Source organism: Aliiruegeria sabulilitoris, from assembly GCF_001558155.1.
Classification (GTDB): Bacteria; Pseudomonadota; Alphaproteobacteria; order Rhodobacterales; family Rhodobacteraceae; genus Tropicimonas; species Tropicimonas sabulilitoris.
Genome location: NZ_LOAS01000002.1, coordinates 478595 through 495088, shown reverse-complemented (window position 1 = coordinate 495088; position 16494 = coordinate 478595). Strand labels below are relative to the sequence as shown.

Annotated in this window: 12 protein-coding genes and 1 tRNA gene; 3 read left to right on the top strand and 10 right to left on the bottom strand. The window is 62.5% G+C overall.

Going from position 1 to position 16494, the window contains the following annotated elements:
* The first annotated feature begins 488 nt into the window (after window positions 1-488).
* Window positions 489-1535 (top strand): DUF3466 family protein, encoded by a 1047-nt coding sequence (locus AX756_RS04435; RefSeq protein ID WP_197431054.1) that lies wholly within the window; start codon window positions 489-491, stop codon window positions 1533-1535.
* Window positions 1536-2172: 637 nt separating this feature from the next.
* Here the strand turns inward: AX756_RS04435 and AX756_RS04430 are convergent.
* The 8 genes from AX756_RS04430 to AX756_RS04395 form a co-directional block, all read right to left on the bottom strand.
* Window positions 2173-2249 (bottom strand) — tRNA-Arg (locus AX756_RS04430).
* A gap of 140 nt (window positions 2250-2389) precedes the next feature.
* A complete protein-coding gene (locus AX756_RS04425; protein WP_068309021.1) occupies window positions 2390-3487 on the bottom strand; it encodes a class I SAM-dependent methyltransferase in 1098 nt (365 codons plus the stop codon).
* Between the two features lie 78 nt (window positions 3488-3565).
* Window positions 3566-4501 (bottom strand): 2-hydroxyacid dehydrogenase, encoded by a 936-nt coding sequence (locus AX756_RS04420; RefSeq protein WP_068309020.1) that lies wholly within the window; start codon window positions 4499-4501, stop codon window positions 3566-3568.
* Entirely contained in the window at window positions 4498-5646 is a 1149-nt protein-coding gene (gene rodA, locus AX756_RS04415; RefSeq protein WP_068309018.1) for a rod shape-determining protein RodA, read from the bottom strand. The genes AX756_RS04420 and rodA overlap by 4 nt, the downstream gene beginning before the upstream one ends.
* Before the next feature lie 10 nt (window positions 5647-5656).
* Window positions 5657-7576 (bottom strand): penicillin-binding protein 2, encoded by a 1920-nt coding sequence (gene mrdA / locus AX756_RS04410; RefSeq protein WP_068309017.1) that lies wholly within the window; start codon window positions 7574-7576, stop codon window positions 5657-5659.
* Window positions 7573-8112 carry a hypothetical protein gene (locus tag AX756_RS04405; protein ID WP_068309015.1) on the bottom strand — a complete coding sequence of 180 codons (540 nt, stop codon included), beginning with the start codon at window positions 8110-8112 and terminating at the stop codon, window positions 7573-7575. Before AX756_RS04405 ends, mrdA begins: the two co-directional genes overlap by 4 nt.
* Window positions 8105-9040 carry a rod shape-determining protein MreC gene (mreC, locus tag AX756_RS04400; RefSeq protein ID WP_068309012.1) on the bottom strand — a complete coding sequence of 312 codons (936 nt, stop codon included), beginning with the start codon at window positions 9038-9040 and terminating at the stop codon, window positions 8105-8107. The genes AX756_RS04405 and mreC overlap by 8 nt, the downstream gene beginning before the upstream one ends.
* Before the next feature lie 51 nt (window positions 9041-9091).
* Window positions 9092-10129: a rod shape-determining protein gene (locus AX756_RS04395; RefSeq protein ID WP_068309010.1), complete on the bottom strand. Its 1038-nt coding sequence runs from the start codon at window positions 10127-10129 to the stop codon at window positions 9092-9094.
* A 300-nt stretch (window positions 10130-10429) separates the two neighbouring features.
* On the opposite strand from AX756_RS04395, the gene AX756_RS04390 reads away from it, so the two are divergent.
* Window positions 10430-11224: a YdcF family protein gene (locus tag AX756_RS04390; RefSeq protein ID WP_068309009.1), complete on the top strand. Its 795-nt coding sequence runs from the start codon at window positions 10430-10432 to the stop codon at window positions 11222-11224.
* A 48-nt stretch (window positions 11225-11272) separates the two neighbouring features.
* Here the strand turns inward: AX756_RS04390 and AX756_RS04385 are convergent, their stop codons facing one another.
* Window positions 11273-12838: a 2-isopropylmalate synthase gene (locus AX756_RS04385; RefSeq protein ID WP_068309007.1), complete on the bottom strand. Its 1566-nt coding sequence runs from the start codon at window positions 12836-12838 to the stop codon at window positions 11273-11275.
* Window positions 12839-13178: 340 nt separating this feature from the next.
* Window positions 13179-14648 (bottom strand): MORN repeat-containing protein, encoded by a 1470-nt coding sequence (locus AX756_RS04380; RefSeq protein WP_068309005.1) that lies wholly within the window; start codon window positions 14646-14648, stop codon window positions 13179-13181.
* Window positions 14649-14832: 184 nt separating this feature from the next.
* Between AX756_RS04380 and AX756_RS04375 the strand changes: the two genes are divergently transcribed.
* Window positions 14833-16494, top strand: coding sequence for an NAD+ synthase (locus tag AX756_RS04375; RefSeq protein ID WP_068309003.1), 1662 nt, complete (start codon window positions 14833-14835; stop codon window positions 16492-16494).

Below are 16494 nucleotides of genomic sequence, written 5' to 3'. Positions count from 1 at the left end.
GTGATCGGACGCAAGGAGCGCAGATCAAGCGGCGTTGCGGTTGCCGCGAGCGGCGGCAAGGTCGGCATACTAGACCTTGGCCGGTCGGTACGTTGCCGCTGTGACCCATTGGCGATGGAAGGTCCGTTGACTGCGCAATCCTGCCGTTCTCACGGTTCGAGAGCTTCGCACACGCGGCATCACCCGTTGACCCGGATGCCGCCATCCAAACTCAGCGCGGCAAACGACCGTGACGAGCCCAATCGACCCAATTCTGTGTATTGAATCAGCGGCGGCACCTCCGACGTTGGAGAGATCTGACGAAACGTTCCGGATGCTCGGTATGAGCTAGAAGTTTCCTATGCGAGAGGGCACGGAACCGAGAGCTGCAAATACAACAGGCACTCGGCTACGTCGGACTTTGGCTTAACTTCCTATCGTCGCGCTCGTTGTGGTATAATTTCGTTATGCAAAGACTCACTATGGTCGTCGTCGCTGTGGTCGCAATCATGTTCATGATGATCGGCTACGGGCGCTCCATGTCCGTCAGAACGGCTTCAATCAGATACACAATTACGGACTTGGGTGATTTGCCTGGTGGGCTAGATCACAGTCACGCCACAGCAATTAATAATGTCGGAATGGTTGTTGGTTACAGCGGTTCTCATGCAGGTACTCGAGCATTCATCTGGCAAGTCGAGACCGGAATGGTAGACCTTGGCGTTCTGGATGGAATGGAATTTAGCCGCGCGGATGGTATCAACGATCTTGGGCAAGTAGTTGGCGAAAGTTTTGGGCCGTATGTCGGGCACGCATCCCTGTGGCAAAGCAGCAAGCGCATAGTTGATCTTGGTGCCCTACCGCAGTTTAGCGGCAACAGTCATGCTTGGGACATAAACAATGCTGGGCAAGTGGTGGGGCAGAGCAGCACCGAGAGTGGAAAGCGTGCATTTGTTTGGCAAGACGGACAGGGGCTAATTGATCTTGGAACCGCGGAGAACGGTAGCGAAACCACTGTTGCAAAATCGATCAACAACCTTGGGGAGGTGGCGGGCGTCAGCACCCTATCAACACATCACCCGTTTGGCTGGAATCGCGCAATTGTTTGGAATCTAGGGGACAAGTTGGATTCTCGGCAAGCTGTTCTTGATGGAGTAACAGGGGGCGCAGCCAGCGCTATCAACGACTCCGGTCAAGTGGTCGGAACTATGACGAGCCACCGTGGTGAGTCGGTGGCATTTCTTTGGAGCAATGATGCTGGAGTGCAGGAACTTGGGCATCTCAGTAATTTTTTTAGCAACAATTCAAGCGAGGCGCTTGGCATAAACTCCAACGGTCAGATCGTTGGGTGGAGTTCGTTAAAAGGTGGTGTTGGAGCGTTTATATGGGACCGCAAGAATGGTCTTCGAAATTTGAGCGACCTTATTGATCCCGAGCTTGGATGGACACTTCGATCAGCGAACGATATCAATGATGATGGGTATATTATTGGTTACGGGCACAACGGAAACACAAAGCACGGCTTCTTGCTATCACCAATTCGTGTGGCAAATTAATAGATGTCGGCTTCAAAGGTTTCCCGAAAATTCTTTGCCCCACTTACGCCAAAAACTAGCGAACGGCAAAATTTCGCAGGTAGCAGCCTTCTCTTGGTGCAAAAAACGTTCGCTGAGATGCCCTTGTTGAGTGTAGGGGCGAACGTCCGGTCTTCATCTGTGTGGACGATCCAACGGTAAGTTCGGGAGGAAACGCTGCACTGCGGAAAATGACAGATAAGTCGGCAAAGCTGACGCTTCAACTTAGTACGGGTAGAGGGGGGCTCGGATTTGCAGGGCCTTGAACCAGGAAACCGTGCTCCCCGCCCTTCGCACGCATCCGCAATTCAAGAAATTCAGGTCACGTCGGCGCCAGAACGGAGGCGACACCCCCTTTCCCGAGGGCATATTTCATACGCAGGATGGCGCAGGGTTTCCGGTGCAGCGGTTGCGGAGATTGACCGCCCCCCTCTCTCTGTTGGGGGAGTGAATGAGAATCTTTGTGCGACTAGCAAGGTGGGCCATCGCCCGAATCTGTCTGCGACAAATCGGGGCCAGTTTCCGGGGCGTTCCAAGGTCAAGTGGGGGAATTTATGGGGGAACCGTGCGCGTAAAATGAAAAATATCAAATAAAAATCAAATGATTAAGATTTTTCTATGGCGACCCCTACAGGACTCGAACCTGTAACCCCGGACTTAGAAGGACCGTGCTCTATCCAGTTGAGCTAAGGGGCCGCTTGGCGGGCCGGCAACCGGACCGCGAGCCTCTCTTACAGGCAATCCGACGCTGTATCAAAGGGCAATTCTGAAGCGAAAGCGCAACGCTCGGCTCCGGTATTCGCGGACGGCACCTTATGGATCTGCCGTGCCGTCAATCAATAACCACGGCGACGGCTCGCTTGAAGGATCGGTTCCCAGACCGACCGCAGTGGCGCGCTTTCGGGCGTGACATTGGTCCCGATCAGCTCCGCCTTCCGGCGCAGGGAGGCCGCTTTCCTTGGCGTGGTGCCGGTTAGGTAGAGCCGCGTGGCAATACGCGCACAGCCGAGAGCCTCCGCGCGCGGAGCGAAACCACCATGGCCGACGATCAGCAGCGTTTCCGGACGGGCCGATGTGATGACATATTCTTCCAATTCCTTGAGTTCCTGCAATGGCTTCAGCGGCAGGCAGATCTGGATCGCGTCGAACCTGTCATAGGAGGCGAAGTTTCGTGCCTCACCCTCCAGAACACCGGCTTTCGCGGCGCCAGCACCGCCGAACAGGTCGCGGGCGGCCTGTGCATAATCCGGATCACGTTCGAGACCAAAGGCCTCGTCGAAGAACTGCAATGCCGAGAGAACCTGCAGGCCGACACCGCAGCCCACGTCGAGGAAGCGGGTCAGGTCATGCCGGCCTTGCGCCTTGAGAACTCGCCAGCAGGCCAGCGCGAGCGCCATGAATTCGGAATGCGTCAAGCCGGTCTGTGTGCCGTATCCCGTCCTGGCGGTCGCGGCGGATGGCGCGTTCGGGGCGAGCGCGCGAAGCAGTTGCGCCACGGTTCGGTCCGCTGCATCGAGCGCGGCCGCGTGAACGGGGCTTGCCTTCTCCGTCTGGTATTCGAGGCTGCGCCGGCGCGGCGGGCACTGCTCCGAGATCCTCGCCTGCACGGCACTCCACCCATTGGCCCAGTTACGCATGAGGCCGACATGGGCCGAAAAGGCGAGCCAGTCCGGCGGACGGATCTGGCGGGCGCCGCCTGCTATCTCCAACGTCTCGCCGGCGGCGTGATAGGCGGCGTCGAATTGCGGGATCAACTGGCGCAGCAGGTGGATCTGCTGTGTGATCCGGTTTTGCGCGGCAAAGATCGCCTGCCGGTTCATCTGGTCGGCCTTGTCGAGTTCCTGGGCGATGAGTTGGCATTGCGCATGCATCTCTTCGCGCAATGCTTGAAGGCGCTGTGCAATCTGTTCAAGGCTCTGGTTTTCATGCAGCACGGCCGCTCCCCGCTCTCGCCGGCTTCGCTCAGGACAAAAGCGTAGGCGATGGACCTGCCCCGGTAAAGGGCGCAGCGCCTAGTAGCCGCGCTGGCGATCCACGACATGCAGAAAGGGCAAGCCCTGTTCGCCCCGTTCGATGTTGTCCACGATCACCTTCGAGGCGGTCTCTGCCCGGGTCTCAGAGGCGATATGCGGCGTGACCGTCACCCGTGGGTGGGACCAGTAGGGATGCTCCGCGGGCAGCGGCTCGGTGCGGAAGACATCGAGCGTCGCGTGGCCAACATGGCCGCTGTCAAGCGCTTCGAGCAGGGCCGTGTCGTCGATCAGCGGGCCGCGGCCCGGGTTCAGAATGCAGCAGCCCTCCGGCACCTGATCCAGATGCGGGGCGTTCAGCAGGTTCTCGGTGCCAGGTGTCAGTGGCAGCAGCAGCACGAGGATCTGGGCCCGCGCGAGCGCCTGTTCGAGCCCTTCCGGCCCCGACAGGCAGGAGACGCCCGCGACCGACTTGGCGCTGCGGCTCCACCCTGTCACCGGGAAATTGAGCGCCGCGAGCGCCTGCGCGCAGGCAGAGCCGAGCGCGCCGAGGCCGAGCACCGTGACGGGGCGGTTGCGGGCGAGCGGCGGCACCTTGGGCAGCCATTTGCCGGACTGGTTGGCCAGCGCGTGGTCGATATCGAGATGATAGCGCAGCACGTGGCCCACCACCCATTCCACCATGCCTTCGGTCAGCCCGTTATCAACCATGCGCGCGAGCGGCACCTGCAGCGTCGGGTTGCCGACGACATCCTCCACCCCGGCCCAGAGGTTCAGAACCGCCTTCAGCCGCCTGTATGGCCGGAAATCCTGCACATCGGAGCTAGGCGCGTAGACGATGTAGTCGATCTCGGAAGGCGGCCCCAGATCGGGGGCAAGCTGCGCTTCGATCCCGGCCTCTGCCAGCCAATGCCGCAAATGCGGCTCGTATTGCGCCCAGCGGGTTTCGTTGGCGGCGAATAGGATATTGAGCGTCATGCCGGGCCTCGTGGACGGTGAACATGGGCGGATTGGACGAGGCCGAAGGCGGCCAGCAGCACCAGCATGGCCGAGCCGCCATAGCTGACCAGTGGCAGCGGCACGCCGACGACCGGCGCCAGCCCCATCACCATGGACATGTTCACGGCGAAGAACAGGAAGAAGGTCGCCGCGATGCCGATCGTCAGCAGCGAGGCGAAGCGGTCCTTGTTCGTCATCGCCGAGGCGATGCAGAAGATGATGATCAGCCCGTAGAGCGTCAGCAGCGAGGCCGCGCCGACGAAGCCAAATTCCTCGGCCAGCGTCGTGAAGATGAAATCGGTGTGCTTTTCGGGCAGGAAGTTCAGCCGCGATTGCGTGCCCTGCATGAAGCCGCGCCCGGTCCATCCGCCCGAGCCGAGGGCGATCTTCGACTGGGTGATGTGGTAACCGGCGCCGAGCGGGTCGGAATCGGGGTCGAGGAAGGTGTCGATCCGTCGGTACTGGTAGTCCTTCAGCAATTGCCAGGGCGTGCCACGCGATTGCAGAACCGCCGCCACCAGCCCGACGCCGGCGCCGATCACGGTGGCGAAATAGGCCCAATGCACACCGGCGGCGAACATCACGATGCCGCCGCCCGCGACCAGCAGGATCGCTGTGCCGAGGTCCGGCTGGCGCAGCACGAGGAAGGTCGGCAGCAGAATGATGAGGATCGGCAGGATCACCCAGAAGATGCGGCTGACCTTGCGGATGTCGAGCCAGTCGTAATAGGCGGCCAGGAACATCACCAGGGTGATCTTGGTCAGCTCCGAAGGTTGCAGCCGCAGCGGCCCGATATCGATCCAGCGCTGCGCACCCATGCCCGTTGTGCCCACGAATTCCACCGCGATCAGCAGCAGAAGCGAGGCCGTATAGGCCAGCGCCGCCATGTTTCGCCAGATATAGATCGGCACCATCGCAATGACGAACATGGCCACCATCCCGAGGGCGAAGCGCTTCATCTGCGGCTCCGCCCAAGGTGTGAGCGAGCCACCCGCCACCGAGTAGAGCATCAGGAAGCCCATGGACGATACGGCGGTCAGAAGCAGGATCAGGCCCCAGTTCAGGTAGAGAACCTTGGAGAATCCCGTCGGGACGGTCTGTACGCGGTATTCAAGATAGGACATTCCCGGCCCCTTACGCCCGATCGCTGCCGTTTTGTCCGTCTTCCCGGCTGCGCAGGGGCATGGACTCGAAAATCTCGGCAACCTTGGCGCGCTCGCCGGCCGGGTAGACCTCGAGCGGCGGCACGTCGCCATGCAGGGCGCGGGCCACGATGTCGCGTGCCACGGGCGCGGCCGCAGAGGAGCCGCCGCCGCCATGTTCGATGACAACCGACACGGCGATACGCGGTTTGTCATAGGGCGCGAAGCAGACGAAGAGCGCGTGGTCGCGCTGCTCCCAAGGCACCTCGGAGTTTTTCACCACGACCGAACGGACCTGGCTGGTGCCTGTCTTGCCGGCAAATTCCATATCGTCGGGCAGCAGCCGCGAGCGATAGGCCGTGCCGCGCCGCGAGTTGACGACCGAGAACATCGCCTTGCGCACCTGTTGCAGCGTGGTGGGCGAGAGGCCGATCGGGCCGTCGGTCAGGATGGGCTGTTCGACCGAGTCGATCGATTTCACCAGCCGCGGGCTGATCGCTTCGCCGGTGGCGATCCGGGCGGACATCACCGCAAGCTGCAGTGGCGAGGCGAGCACGAAACCCTGACCGATGGACGCGTTGAGGCTATCGCCGACCATCCAACTTTCCTGCCGGCGCGCTTCCTTCCACGCCTTGGTGGGCGCAAGACCCTCGGCGACGGCGGACATGGGCAATTCATGGCGGATACCGATGCCGAGCCGTTTGGCCATTTCCGAGATCTTCTCGACCCCTACGCGCTCGGCCAGCTCGTAGTAATAGACGTCGCAGGAGCGCATCAGGCTGTCATGCAGGTCGACGAACCCATGCCCGCCACGCTTCCAGCAATGGAAGCGGCGGGTGCCGAGTTGCTTGTAGCCGCCGCAATAGATCGTCTCACCGGCTGTCACCACGCCTGCCTCGTGCGCGGCCAGTGCGGTGACCATCTTGAAGGTCGAGCCGGGCGGATAGGTGCCCTGAACGGATTTGTCCGCAAGCGGGCGGTGGTCATTCTCGGTGAGTGCTCGGTAATCCTTAACGGAGATCCCGCGCACGAAAAGGTTGGGGTCAAAGGACGGCGCCGAGGAAATGGCGAGGATGTCGCCGCTATGCACATCCATCACCACGGCGGCGGCGCTTTCGCTGCCAAGCCGGGCATTGACGAAATTCTGCAGATCACGGTCCAGCGTGAGCTGGAGATCCGCACCCTTCTGGCCTTCCTGCCGGGACAGCTCCCGCATCACCCGTCCGCCGGCATTGACCTCGATCCGCTTGGTTCCTGCCGAGCCGCGCAATTGGTCTTCCCGCTTCGCTTCCAGCCCGATCTTGCCGATCTGGAACTTGGGAATCTGCAGCAGCGGGTCGGGGTTTTCCAGCTTGGACAAGTCATAATCCGATACCGGCCCGACATAGCCGACCACGTGGGCGAAATCGGCTTCGAGCGGGTAATGCCGAGTCAGGCCGACCTCCGGAGTCACGCCGGGCAGGGCAGGGGCGTTGACCGCAACTTCGGCGACGTCTTCCCAATTGAGCTGGTCCGCGATCGTGACCGGCACAAAGGGGCTGCGCCGGCGGATTTCCCGCAAGGCGCGCTCGACATCGTCATCCGAGAGCGGCACCAGGCTGCGCAGCTTGGCGAAGGTCTCGTCCAGATCGCCGGCATCCTCGCGCACGATCACGATTCGATAATTCTGGATATTCTCGGCCACCGGTTGGCCGTTGCGGTCAAAGATCAGCCCGCGCGCAGGGGGGATCAGCCGGATGTTGATCCGGTTTTCCTCGGCCAGCAGGCGGAACTCCTCGGCCTGGTCCACCTGCATGTACCGCATCCGGCCCGCAAGCACGCCCATGAAGGCCAGCATGGAGCCACCAAGAACCAGCCCGCGGCGGGTGATCCGGCGGGCGCTCTCTTCTGTATCCTTGGGCGGGCGTCTCACAGGCGTCTCCCCAATGCATCGGCCTCATGCGGTGCGGCGGCGCGCACCTTGAACACATAATGCGACAGGATGACCACCAAAGGATAGGCCGCCGCCGTGAAAAGTGATCGCAAGAGCGCCAGCCCGAGTGGAGCCCGCTGGCTCATCACGAGCGAGAGCGCAATCTGGTTGAGCGCCACCATGGCCAGCATCACCGCCGTGACCATCGCCCATTCCACCGGGAATGGCAGGGCCCGGGACATGTCCCGGCGTGAGCGCAGGACCTCCGTTCCCAGCACGACCAGTGCCGCGCCCAGACCGGGCGGGCGCTGCAACAGCATATCCAGAAACAGGAAAAGCGCGGCCAGCATGAAGACCGGCACGTAGGATGGACGCCGCAGCACCCAGGCAAAGGTGAGCGCAATGGTCAGATCCGCCCCGGGCAGACGCCCGGAGCCGCTTCCCAGTGGCAGCATCTGCAAGAAAGCCAGCAGCAGGATCAGCGCACAGAAAAACAGCCGGTAGCCCCATGTGCGCAGGGTAATCGGGTCAACCATCCTCGCCGGGCTCCTCTTTGGCATCGGCTTCGGCGGTGTCTTCCGGGGAGGGAGCAGGTTGCGGCTGGGGCGGCACTATGAGCCCGCCGGTATCGGTGATCACCTCGCCCTGGTGGCTCCGCAGAACGCGAAGAAATTCAAGCTGCTCGTAATCCGCCGCCAGCCACACCCGGTAACGCCCGTCCGGCCCGAGCGCGAGCTGGCCAACCAGCATGCCCGAGGGGAACACCCCGCCATCGCCGGAGCTGACAACCCTGTCGCCGGGCTTGATTGCGTCGAGATCCTCGACGAATTCCAGCGCCGGCCTGGCAGAGTTGTCGCCGGCCAGAATGGCCTTCTGGCCCGATGGCTGGATGGTGACCGGCAGTCGGCTGGCGGCATCGGTGAGCAGAATCACCCGCGAGGTGTTCTTGCCCACGCCGGAAATGCGCCCGACGATGCCGAGCCCGTCCATCGTGGCCCAGCCATCCTTGATCCCGTCCCGCTCACCCACGTTCAGCAGGACCGACTGCCGGAACGGCGAGCCGGAATCGGCAACGACAACGCCGGAAACCGAGGTGAGCTTGGGGTCCAGCCGCACGCTATTGAGCGCCAGAAGCTTTGCGTTCTGCTGTTCCAGCTGAACCGCGGCTTCCTTCCAGGCCTTCATCTGCTGAAGCTCGCGGCGCAATTCCTGGTTCTGCTGGTAGATGCGCTGATAGGACTGGAAGTCCTCCAGCATGCCGGCGAAATGCGTCAGCGGCACGCTGGCCCATTCGAAGCTGGGCACGACCCGGTCGACGAGGTTGGAGCGGTAGCGTTCTACTCGCGGGCTGTCGATGCGCCAGATGAGAAAGACCGCGAGGCAAAACAGAACCAGCCCGCCGACAAGGATCCGGCGCACGGGGCGGACATAGTCGATATCCGAGTTGTTTCGGTTCTGTGCCAAGCGGGTTTGCTCCTGCCAGCCTGCCGGCCGGTGTCAGGGCCGGACCATAGGTTAGCTTTCGTAATCTATCGCATGCCGCAGTTGCTTTTCATACTCCAGCGCCTTGCCAGTACCGAGGGCAACGCAACTCAGCGCTTCGTCAGCAACCGAAATCGCCAGCCCCGTCTGCTCGCGCAGCGCGAGGTCCAACTCGCCCAGCAGCGCGCCGCCACCGGTGAGCATGACGCCACGGTCGACGATGTCGGCGGCGAGATCCGGTGGCGTGGCTTCAAGCGCCTGCATCACCGCCTCGCAGATCGCCTGAACAGGCTCGGAGAGCGCCTCGGCCACCTGCGCCTGGTTGATCTCGGTTTCCTTGGGTACGCCGTTGAGCAGGTCGCGGCCGCGAATCTGCATGCTCGCGCCACGCCCGTCATCGGGCATCCGTGCCGTGCCGATCGAGGTCTTGATCCGTTCCGCTGTGCTGTCGCCCACGAGGATGTTCTGCTGGCGGCGCAGATAGGAGACGATGGCGTCATCCATCCGGTCGCCACCGATACGCACCGAACGCGCATAGACGATGTCGCCCAGCGAAAGCACGGCTACCTCGGTGGTGCCGCCACCGATATCGACGACCATGGAGCCCGTCGGGTCCGTGATCGGCATGCCGGCACCGATGGCCGCGGCGATGGGCTCGGCGATCAGCCCGGCGCGGCGGGCGCCCGCCGAGAGCACGGACTGGCGAATGGCGCGCTTTTCCACCGGGGTCGCGCCATGGGGCACGCAGACGATGATCTTGGGCTTGGTGAAGGTCGTGCGCTTGTGCACTTTGCGGATGAAATGCTTGATCATCTCCTCCGCGGTGTCGAAATCGGCAATCACGCCTTCGCGCATCGGTCGGATGGCCTGAATGCTGCCGGGGGTGCGCCCCAGCATCATCTTGGCATCCTCGCCCACGGCCAGAACTTCCTTGCGGCCGTTCTTCGTGTGATAGGCAACCACGGAAGGCTCGTTGAGAATAACACCCCTGCCTTTCACGTAGACAAGCGTGTTCGCCGTCCCGAGGTCGATTGCCATGTCTGAGGAAAACAACCCGCCAAACAGCGCCATATTTAGTCCTGCTCTTATCATGCCAATGGATTAGCATCCCGGCGACTCCCCAGCCGCGGGACGTCGGACTTATAGTCGTGCCGGACGACATGTGAAAGCCACAATACAGAGAGCGTCGGCGGTGCATCGCCGGTCCGGCGCCGACTGCCCGAAACCCGTTCGTGCGCGGCCATGGCGCAAGGGCTTGTCCCGCAGGACAATTACCGGTGAATTGACGCAGCTATCGTCTACAAAGAGGCGACAAGAAATTGTGGAATGTGCCGGTCACCCCGAAGCGGCGCAAGAACAAGGCGGCGCGATTTGGATACGATATTCTTCATACTCTCCAAGGTGATCTGGACCTTTCTCAAGCCCGAGACCTGGATCGTGGTCGGGCTGGTCGCGACCTGCCTCCTGTTGTGGCGGCGTCGGGTTGCAGGGGCCATGGTTTCGACCCTCGTGACGCTGATTTTCGTGCTGGTCGTCGGCTATTTTCCCATCGGGGCGTGGCTCTTGCGCCCGATAGAAGCGCAATACCCCCCGAACCCGCCATTGGAGCGGGTTGACGGGATCATCGTTCTGGGCGGCGGGGAATGGGCGCCGATCCACGGCCAGCCACAAGTGAACGAAGGCGCAGAACGGTTTATAGAAGCGATGACGTTGGCGCGGCGTTTCCCGGAGGCCAAGGTCATGTTCACTGGCGGAAGCGGGGCACTGTCCGATCTCGGAACGGTGCCAGGCCTGTCGGCAGGCACGGCGGAGCTTTTCTTTAGCGCGATGGGATTGGAGCAGAAGCGTTTGCTGCTGGAGCCCGCCTCGCGCAACACCGCCGAGAACGCGGAAATGGGACTCGCGCTTGCCCAGCCGGCGCCGGACGAGACCTGGGTGCTGGTCACCTCGGCCTTTCACATGCCGCGGGCGATGCGCTCCTTCGAGGCGGCGGGGTGGACCGGGCTCGTCGCCTGGCCCAGCGATTTCCAGGCGGTGTCGGACGCCGCGCCGAAATGGAGCTTCAAAGAGAATACCGGATGGTGGCTGGCGCTGAACCTCGAAAGCCTGAACGTCGCGGCCAAGGAATATGTTGGCCAGATCGTCTATCGCCTGACCAACCGATAGGCGGGCGGGCCGGCACGCCTCGCGCCCGCCCGCCCGTTATCATCGATCTCAGCTCACCGCATCGCGATAGTCGATTTCCTTCTGATCCGTGCCCGTCTTCTTGCGGCGCACGATCAGACGGTTGAGCGCGGCGACATAGGCCTTGGCCGAGGCCACGACCGTGTCGGTATCGGCAGACTGGCCGGTGACGATGCGGCCATCCTCTTCCAGCCGCACGCTGACGGTCGCCTGCGCGTCCGTGCCACGAGTAACGGCATGGACCTGGTAGAGCTTCAGATGCGCGTTATGCGGGAAGATCTGCTTCACGGCGTTGAAGGTCGCGTCCACCGGGCCGTCGCCGGACGCGGAGACCATGTGGTCCACCCCGTCGACGCTCATCACCAGGTCGGCCGATTGCGGCGCCTGCGTGCCGCAGATCACGCGCAGGAACTTGACCTTCAGCTTGTCGTCGACCTCGCTGCCCGCGTCGCGCATCAGCGCGATCAGGTCGTCGTCATAGACTTCCTTCTTGCGGTCGGCGAGTTCCTTAAAGCGGACGAAAACGTCCTTCAGCTGGTTGTCGCCCAGATCATAGCCCAGGTCATGCAGCTTGGCGCGCAGCGCGGCGCGGCCCGAATGCTTGCCCATGACCAGGTTGGTGGCGCTCAGCCCCACATCCTCGGGACGCATGATCTCGAAATTCTGCGGGTTCTTCAGCATCCCGTCCTGGTGGATGCCGCTTTCATGCGCAAAGGCGTTCTTGCCGACGACGGCCTTGTTGAACTGCACCTGGAAGCCCGAGACATCGGCCACCCGGCGAGAGATGTTCATGATCTTCCGCGTGTCGATGCCGGTGGTATAGGGCATGATGTCATGGCGCACCTTGAGCGCCATCACGACTTCTTCCAGCGCGGTATTGCCCGCACGCTCGCCCAGACCGTTGATCGTGCATTCGATCTGCCGCGCGCCGGCTTCCACCGCGGCCAGCGCGTTGGCGGTCGCCATGCCGAGGTCGTTATGGCAGTGGGTGGCAAAGATGACGTCATCGGCGCCCGGCACCCGCTCCAGCAGCATGCGGATCAGCTCGGCGCTCTCGCGCGGAGCCGTGTAGCCCACGGTGTCGGGGATATTGATCGTGGTCGCACCGGCCTTGATGGCGATCTCTACCACGCGGCACAGGTAGTCATGCTCGGTCCGCGTCGCGTCCATCGGCGACCACTGCACGTTGTCGCACAGGTTGCGGGCATGGGTGACCGTCTCGTGGATCTTGTCGGCCATCTCGTCCATGGTCAGGTTCGGAATGGCGCGGTGCAGCGGTGAAGTGCCGATAAAGGTGTGGATGCGCGGGCGCTCCGAGTGGCGCACGGCCTCCCAGCAGCGGTCGATATCCTTGAAATTGGCACGCGCCAGGCCGCAGATCACCGAATGCTCGGTCACTTCCGCGATGTCTCGCACGGCTTCGAAATCCCCCTCCGACGCGATGGGGAAGCCCGCTTCGATGATATCCACGCCCATATCGTCGAGCATCTGGGCAATTTCCAGCTTCTCGTCATGGGTCATGGTCGCGCCGGGGCTCTGTTCGCCATCGCGCAGGGTCGTGTCGAAAATGACAACGCGGTCTTTGGTATCTGTCATGGGGTCGGTTCCTTGGTGTCCTTCAATCCTGTGGCGCGTGAGCCAGTTCCTCTGAGCGGACGCGCCTAACTGGCACGCTCAGAGGCGGCTAAGGAGAAGGAGGAGGCCGGCAAGCGGACGCGCCTGCGCAAAGGCAGGGGCGGAAATGTTATGCCGGTCGGTCATCATGGGGGCGACTATACGCAGGCAAATCGGAAAGAAAAGGTTGAATTCGCGCCAAAGGCGGACAGAAGGCCGCGTTTGACGGTCCTTCTCTGGCTGCGCCGGGTAGATGGCTCAGACATTTCCGAATGGCAAATCCCGCATTATCCAAGTCACAGCATGGTTGCGGGCAACCGGATCATTCGTTCGCGGGGGTGTCGGTCGTATCAGCGGGCGTTTCCGTTTCAGCAGGCGCTTCGGCGGGGGTGGCTTCCTCGACCAGCTCGCCCTTTTCCCAGATCCCGGCGCGCTCTTCGCCACCGGCGTAGCGCATCGTGCCTTCGCCCTGCGGCACGCCGGCGCTGAAGGCGCCTTCGTAGGTGTCGCCGTTCACATAGGTGGCAACGCCATCGCCGTCGATCTCGCCGCCCTTCCAGCCGCCGGTATAGGAAAAGCCGGAAGGCGTGGTCAGCGTGCCTTGGCCGCTGCGCTGCCCTTCGACGAAACCGCCCTCATAGGTGCTGCCATCGGTATAGGTTGCCTTGCCCTTTCCGTTGCGCATGCCCTCGGCCCATTCGCCCTCGTAGCGGTAGCCGTCGGGATAGGTCATCACGCCGTAGCCGTGATATTTCGCCTCCTTGAAGGCGCCTTCGTAGACACCGCCATCGGCATAGGTCGCGACGCCCTGGCCCTCCATCACGTTCTCGACCCAGTCCCCATCATAGGAATTGCCGCCGGGATAGGTGATCTTGCCCTTGCCATGGGCCATGTTGTTCTCAATCTGGCCGATATAGATCGACCCGTCGGGATAGGTGACCCGGCCCTGTCCCTCCATCTTTCCGTCCACCCACTGGCCGACATAGATGAAGCCGTCCATGCCGGTGAAGGTGCCCTCGCCGGAGCGCTTGTCGTCCTCGAAAGCGCCCTCGTAGGTGTCGCCGCTGGGGTAGGTGGCCTTGCCTGCCCCGTGCCGGCGGCCATTCACGAACAGCCCCTCGTAGACCTCGCCCGAGGGCTGGGTCAGCGTGCCGAGCCCGTTGATCTGGCCGTTTTTCCAGGAGCCGTCATAGGTGAACCCGTCCGGCTTGGTCAGCTTACCCTGACCGGACCGAAGGCCGCGGCTGAGGTTGCCGACATAGACCGAGCCGTCCTCCTCGGTGATCGTGCCCTTGCCTTCCTTGATGCCGGCCACCCATTGGCCTTCGTATTTGTAGCCATCGGGCGAGACGAGCGTGCCCTGACCCTCGTGCAACGCATTCACGAAGCCGCCTTCGTAGCGCATCCCGTTGGCATATTGGGCGATGCCCTGGCCGGTCATCTCGTTCTCGACCCATTCGCCCTCATAGGTGGAGCCATCGGCAAAAGTGATCTTGCCATAGCCATGCGGCTTGCCCTTGGCGAAATGGCCCTCGTAGACGGAGCCATCGGGGAAACGTGCGATGCCCTGGCCGAGAATCTCGCCCTCGACCCATTCGCCGACATACTCGTAGCCGTTGGGAAGGCGATAGGTGCCCTTGCCGTGCTGCAGCCCGTTCTTGAACGTGCCCTCGTAAACCCCGCCATTGTCGTATTGCTTGGTCTGAACGGTAGCGCCCTGCGAAAAGGCCGCGCCGGACGCGAAAAGCGCTATTGCCGAGGCCATCAGGATCGGTTTCGCCTGTCGGATCATGTCTGCTCCCCATGTGCGACCGGGGTTTTCTGCCGGGGTCGTTTGGGTGCCAACCCTACTTGCCGGCCCCTTGGGGAGCAACGGTTTTTGCCCCTGATCGCCCCTCTTCGGCTTCCATGCGCGCGCCTTTCTGCTAAGAGGTCTCCGGCCTCGCCCTCCCGAGGCCATACGAAGGAGCCTGCACATGACCCGCTTCCGCCTGACGCTGGCACAGCTCAACCCCACTGTCGGGGATCTTCGCGGCAATGCCGCCAAGGCGCGTGACGCCTGGTCCGTCGCCAAGGCCGCCGGGGCCGACATGGTGGCGCTGCCCGAGATGTTCCTGTCCGGTTATCAATGTCAGGACCTGGTGATGAAGCCTGCCTTCGTGGCTGATTGCCGGGGCGTTCTGGAAGAACTGGCCGCAGATTGCGCCGATGGCCCCGCGCTCGGGATCGGCTTGCCGTGGTTCGAGGGCGTGGAACTCTTCAACATCTACGCGGTTCTGAAAGGCGGAAAGATCGCCACCCAGGTGGTCAAGCATCACCTGCCGAATTTCAACGTCTTTGACGAGGAACGGTATTTCTCAAGCGGCGACGTGCACGGCCCGACCACAGTCGGCCCGATCCGGCTAGGCATTCCGATCTGCGAGGATGCCTGGCACCCGGATGTCTGCGAGACGCTGGCCGAAACCGGGGCGGAGCTGTTCATGGTCCCCAACGGCTCGCCCTATTTCCGCGGCAAGCGCGAGATGCGACTCACCCACATGGTCTCCCGTGTGATCGAGAACCGGCTGCCGCTCGTCTATCTCAACATGGTCGGCGGGCAGGATGACCAGGTTTTCGACGGTGGCTCTTTCGTGCTGAACCCGCATGGCGATCTGGTCGTGCAGATGCCGCTTTTCGACGAGGGCATCGCGCATGTCGATTTCGTCGAGGGAGCGGATGGCTGGCTCGCCGAGGCTGGCGAAAAGGCGCATCTGCCCTATGAATGGGAGCAGGATTACCGTGTGATGGTCGAATCCTTGAAGGATTACCTCGGCAAGACCGGCTTCAAAAAGGTGCTGCTGGGGCTGTCGGGCGGGATCGACTCGGCGCTGGTGGCCACCATTGCCGCCGATGCGATCGGGCCAGAGAATGTCCGCTGCGTGATGCTGCCCTCCGAATATACCTCGAAGGAATCGCTGGGGGATGCCGCGGGCGTGGCAAATGCGCTGGGCTGCCGGCTCGACGAATTGCCGATTTCCGGCCCCCGCGCGGCGGTTACGGAGGCACTCGGGCCTCTCTTTGCCGGCACCCAGCCGGACCTGACCGAGGAAAACATCCAGTCCCGCCTGCGCGGGCTGCTGCTGATGGCGCTGTCGAACAAGTTCGGCGAGATGCTGCTGACCACGGGCAACAAGTCCGAGGTCGCGGTGGGCTATGCCACGATCTATGGCGACATGGCCGGCGGCTATAACCCGATCAAGGATCTCTACAAGATGCGGGTCTTCGAGACCTGCCGTTGGCGAAATGCCAATCACCGCGACTGGATGCAGGGGCCGGAAGGCGTGGTGATCCCGCCGCGCGTGATCGACAAGCCGCCCTCGGCAGAACTGCGCGAGGACCAGAAAGACGAGGATTCGCTGCCGCCCTATCCAGTGCTGGACCGAATCCTCGAAGCGCTGGTCGACGAGGACAAGAGCATCGGCGAGATCGTCGCCGAGGGCTTCGACATCGCGGATGTGCGCAAGGTCGAGCACCTGCTCTACATCTCCGAATACAAGCGGTTCCAGTCGGCCCCCGGCGCGCGGCTGACCCGGCGCGCCTTCTGGCTCGACCGCCGCTACCCGATCGTAAATCGCTGGCGTGACCGCTACGAGGGGTAA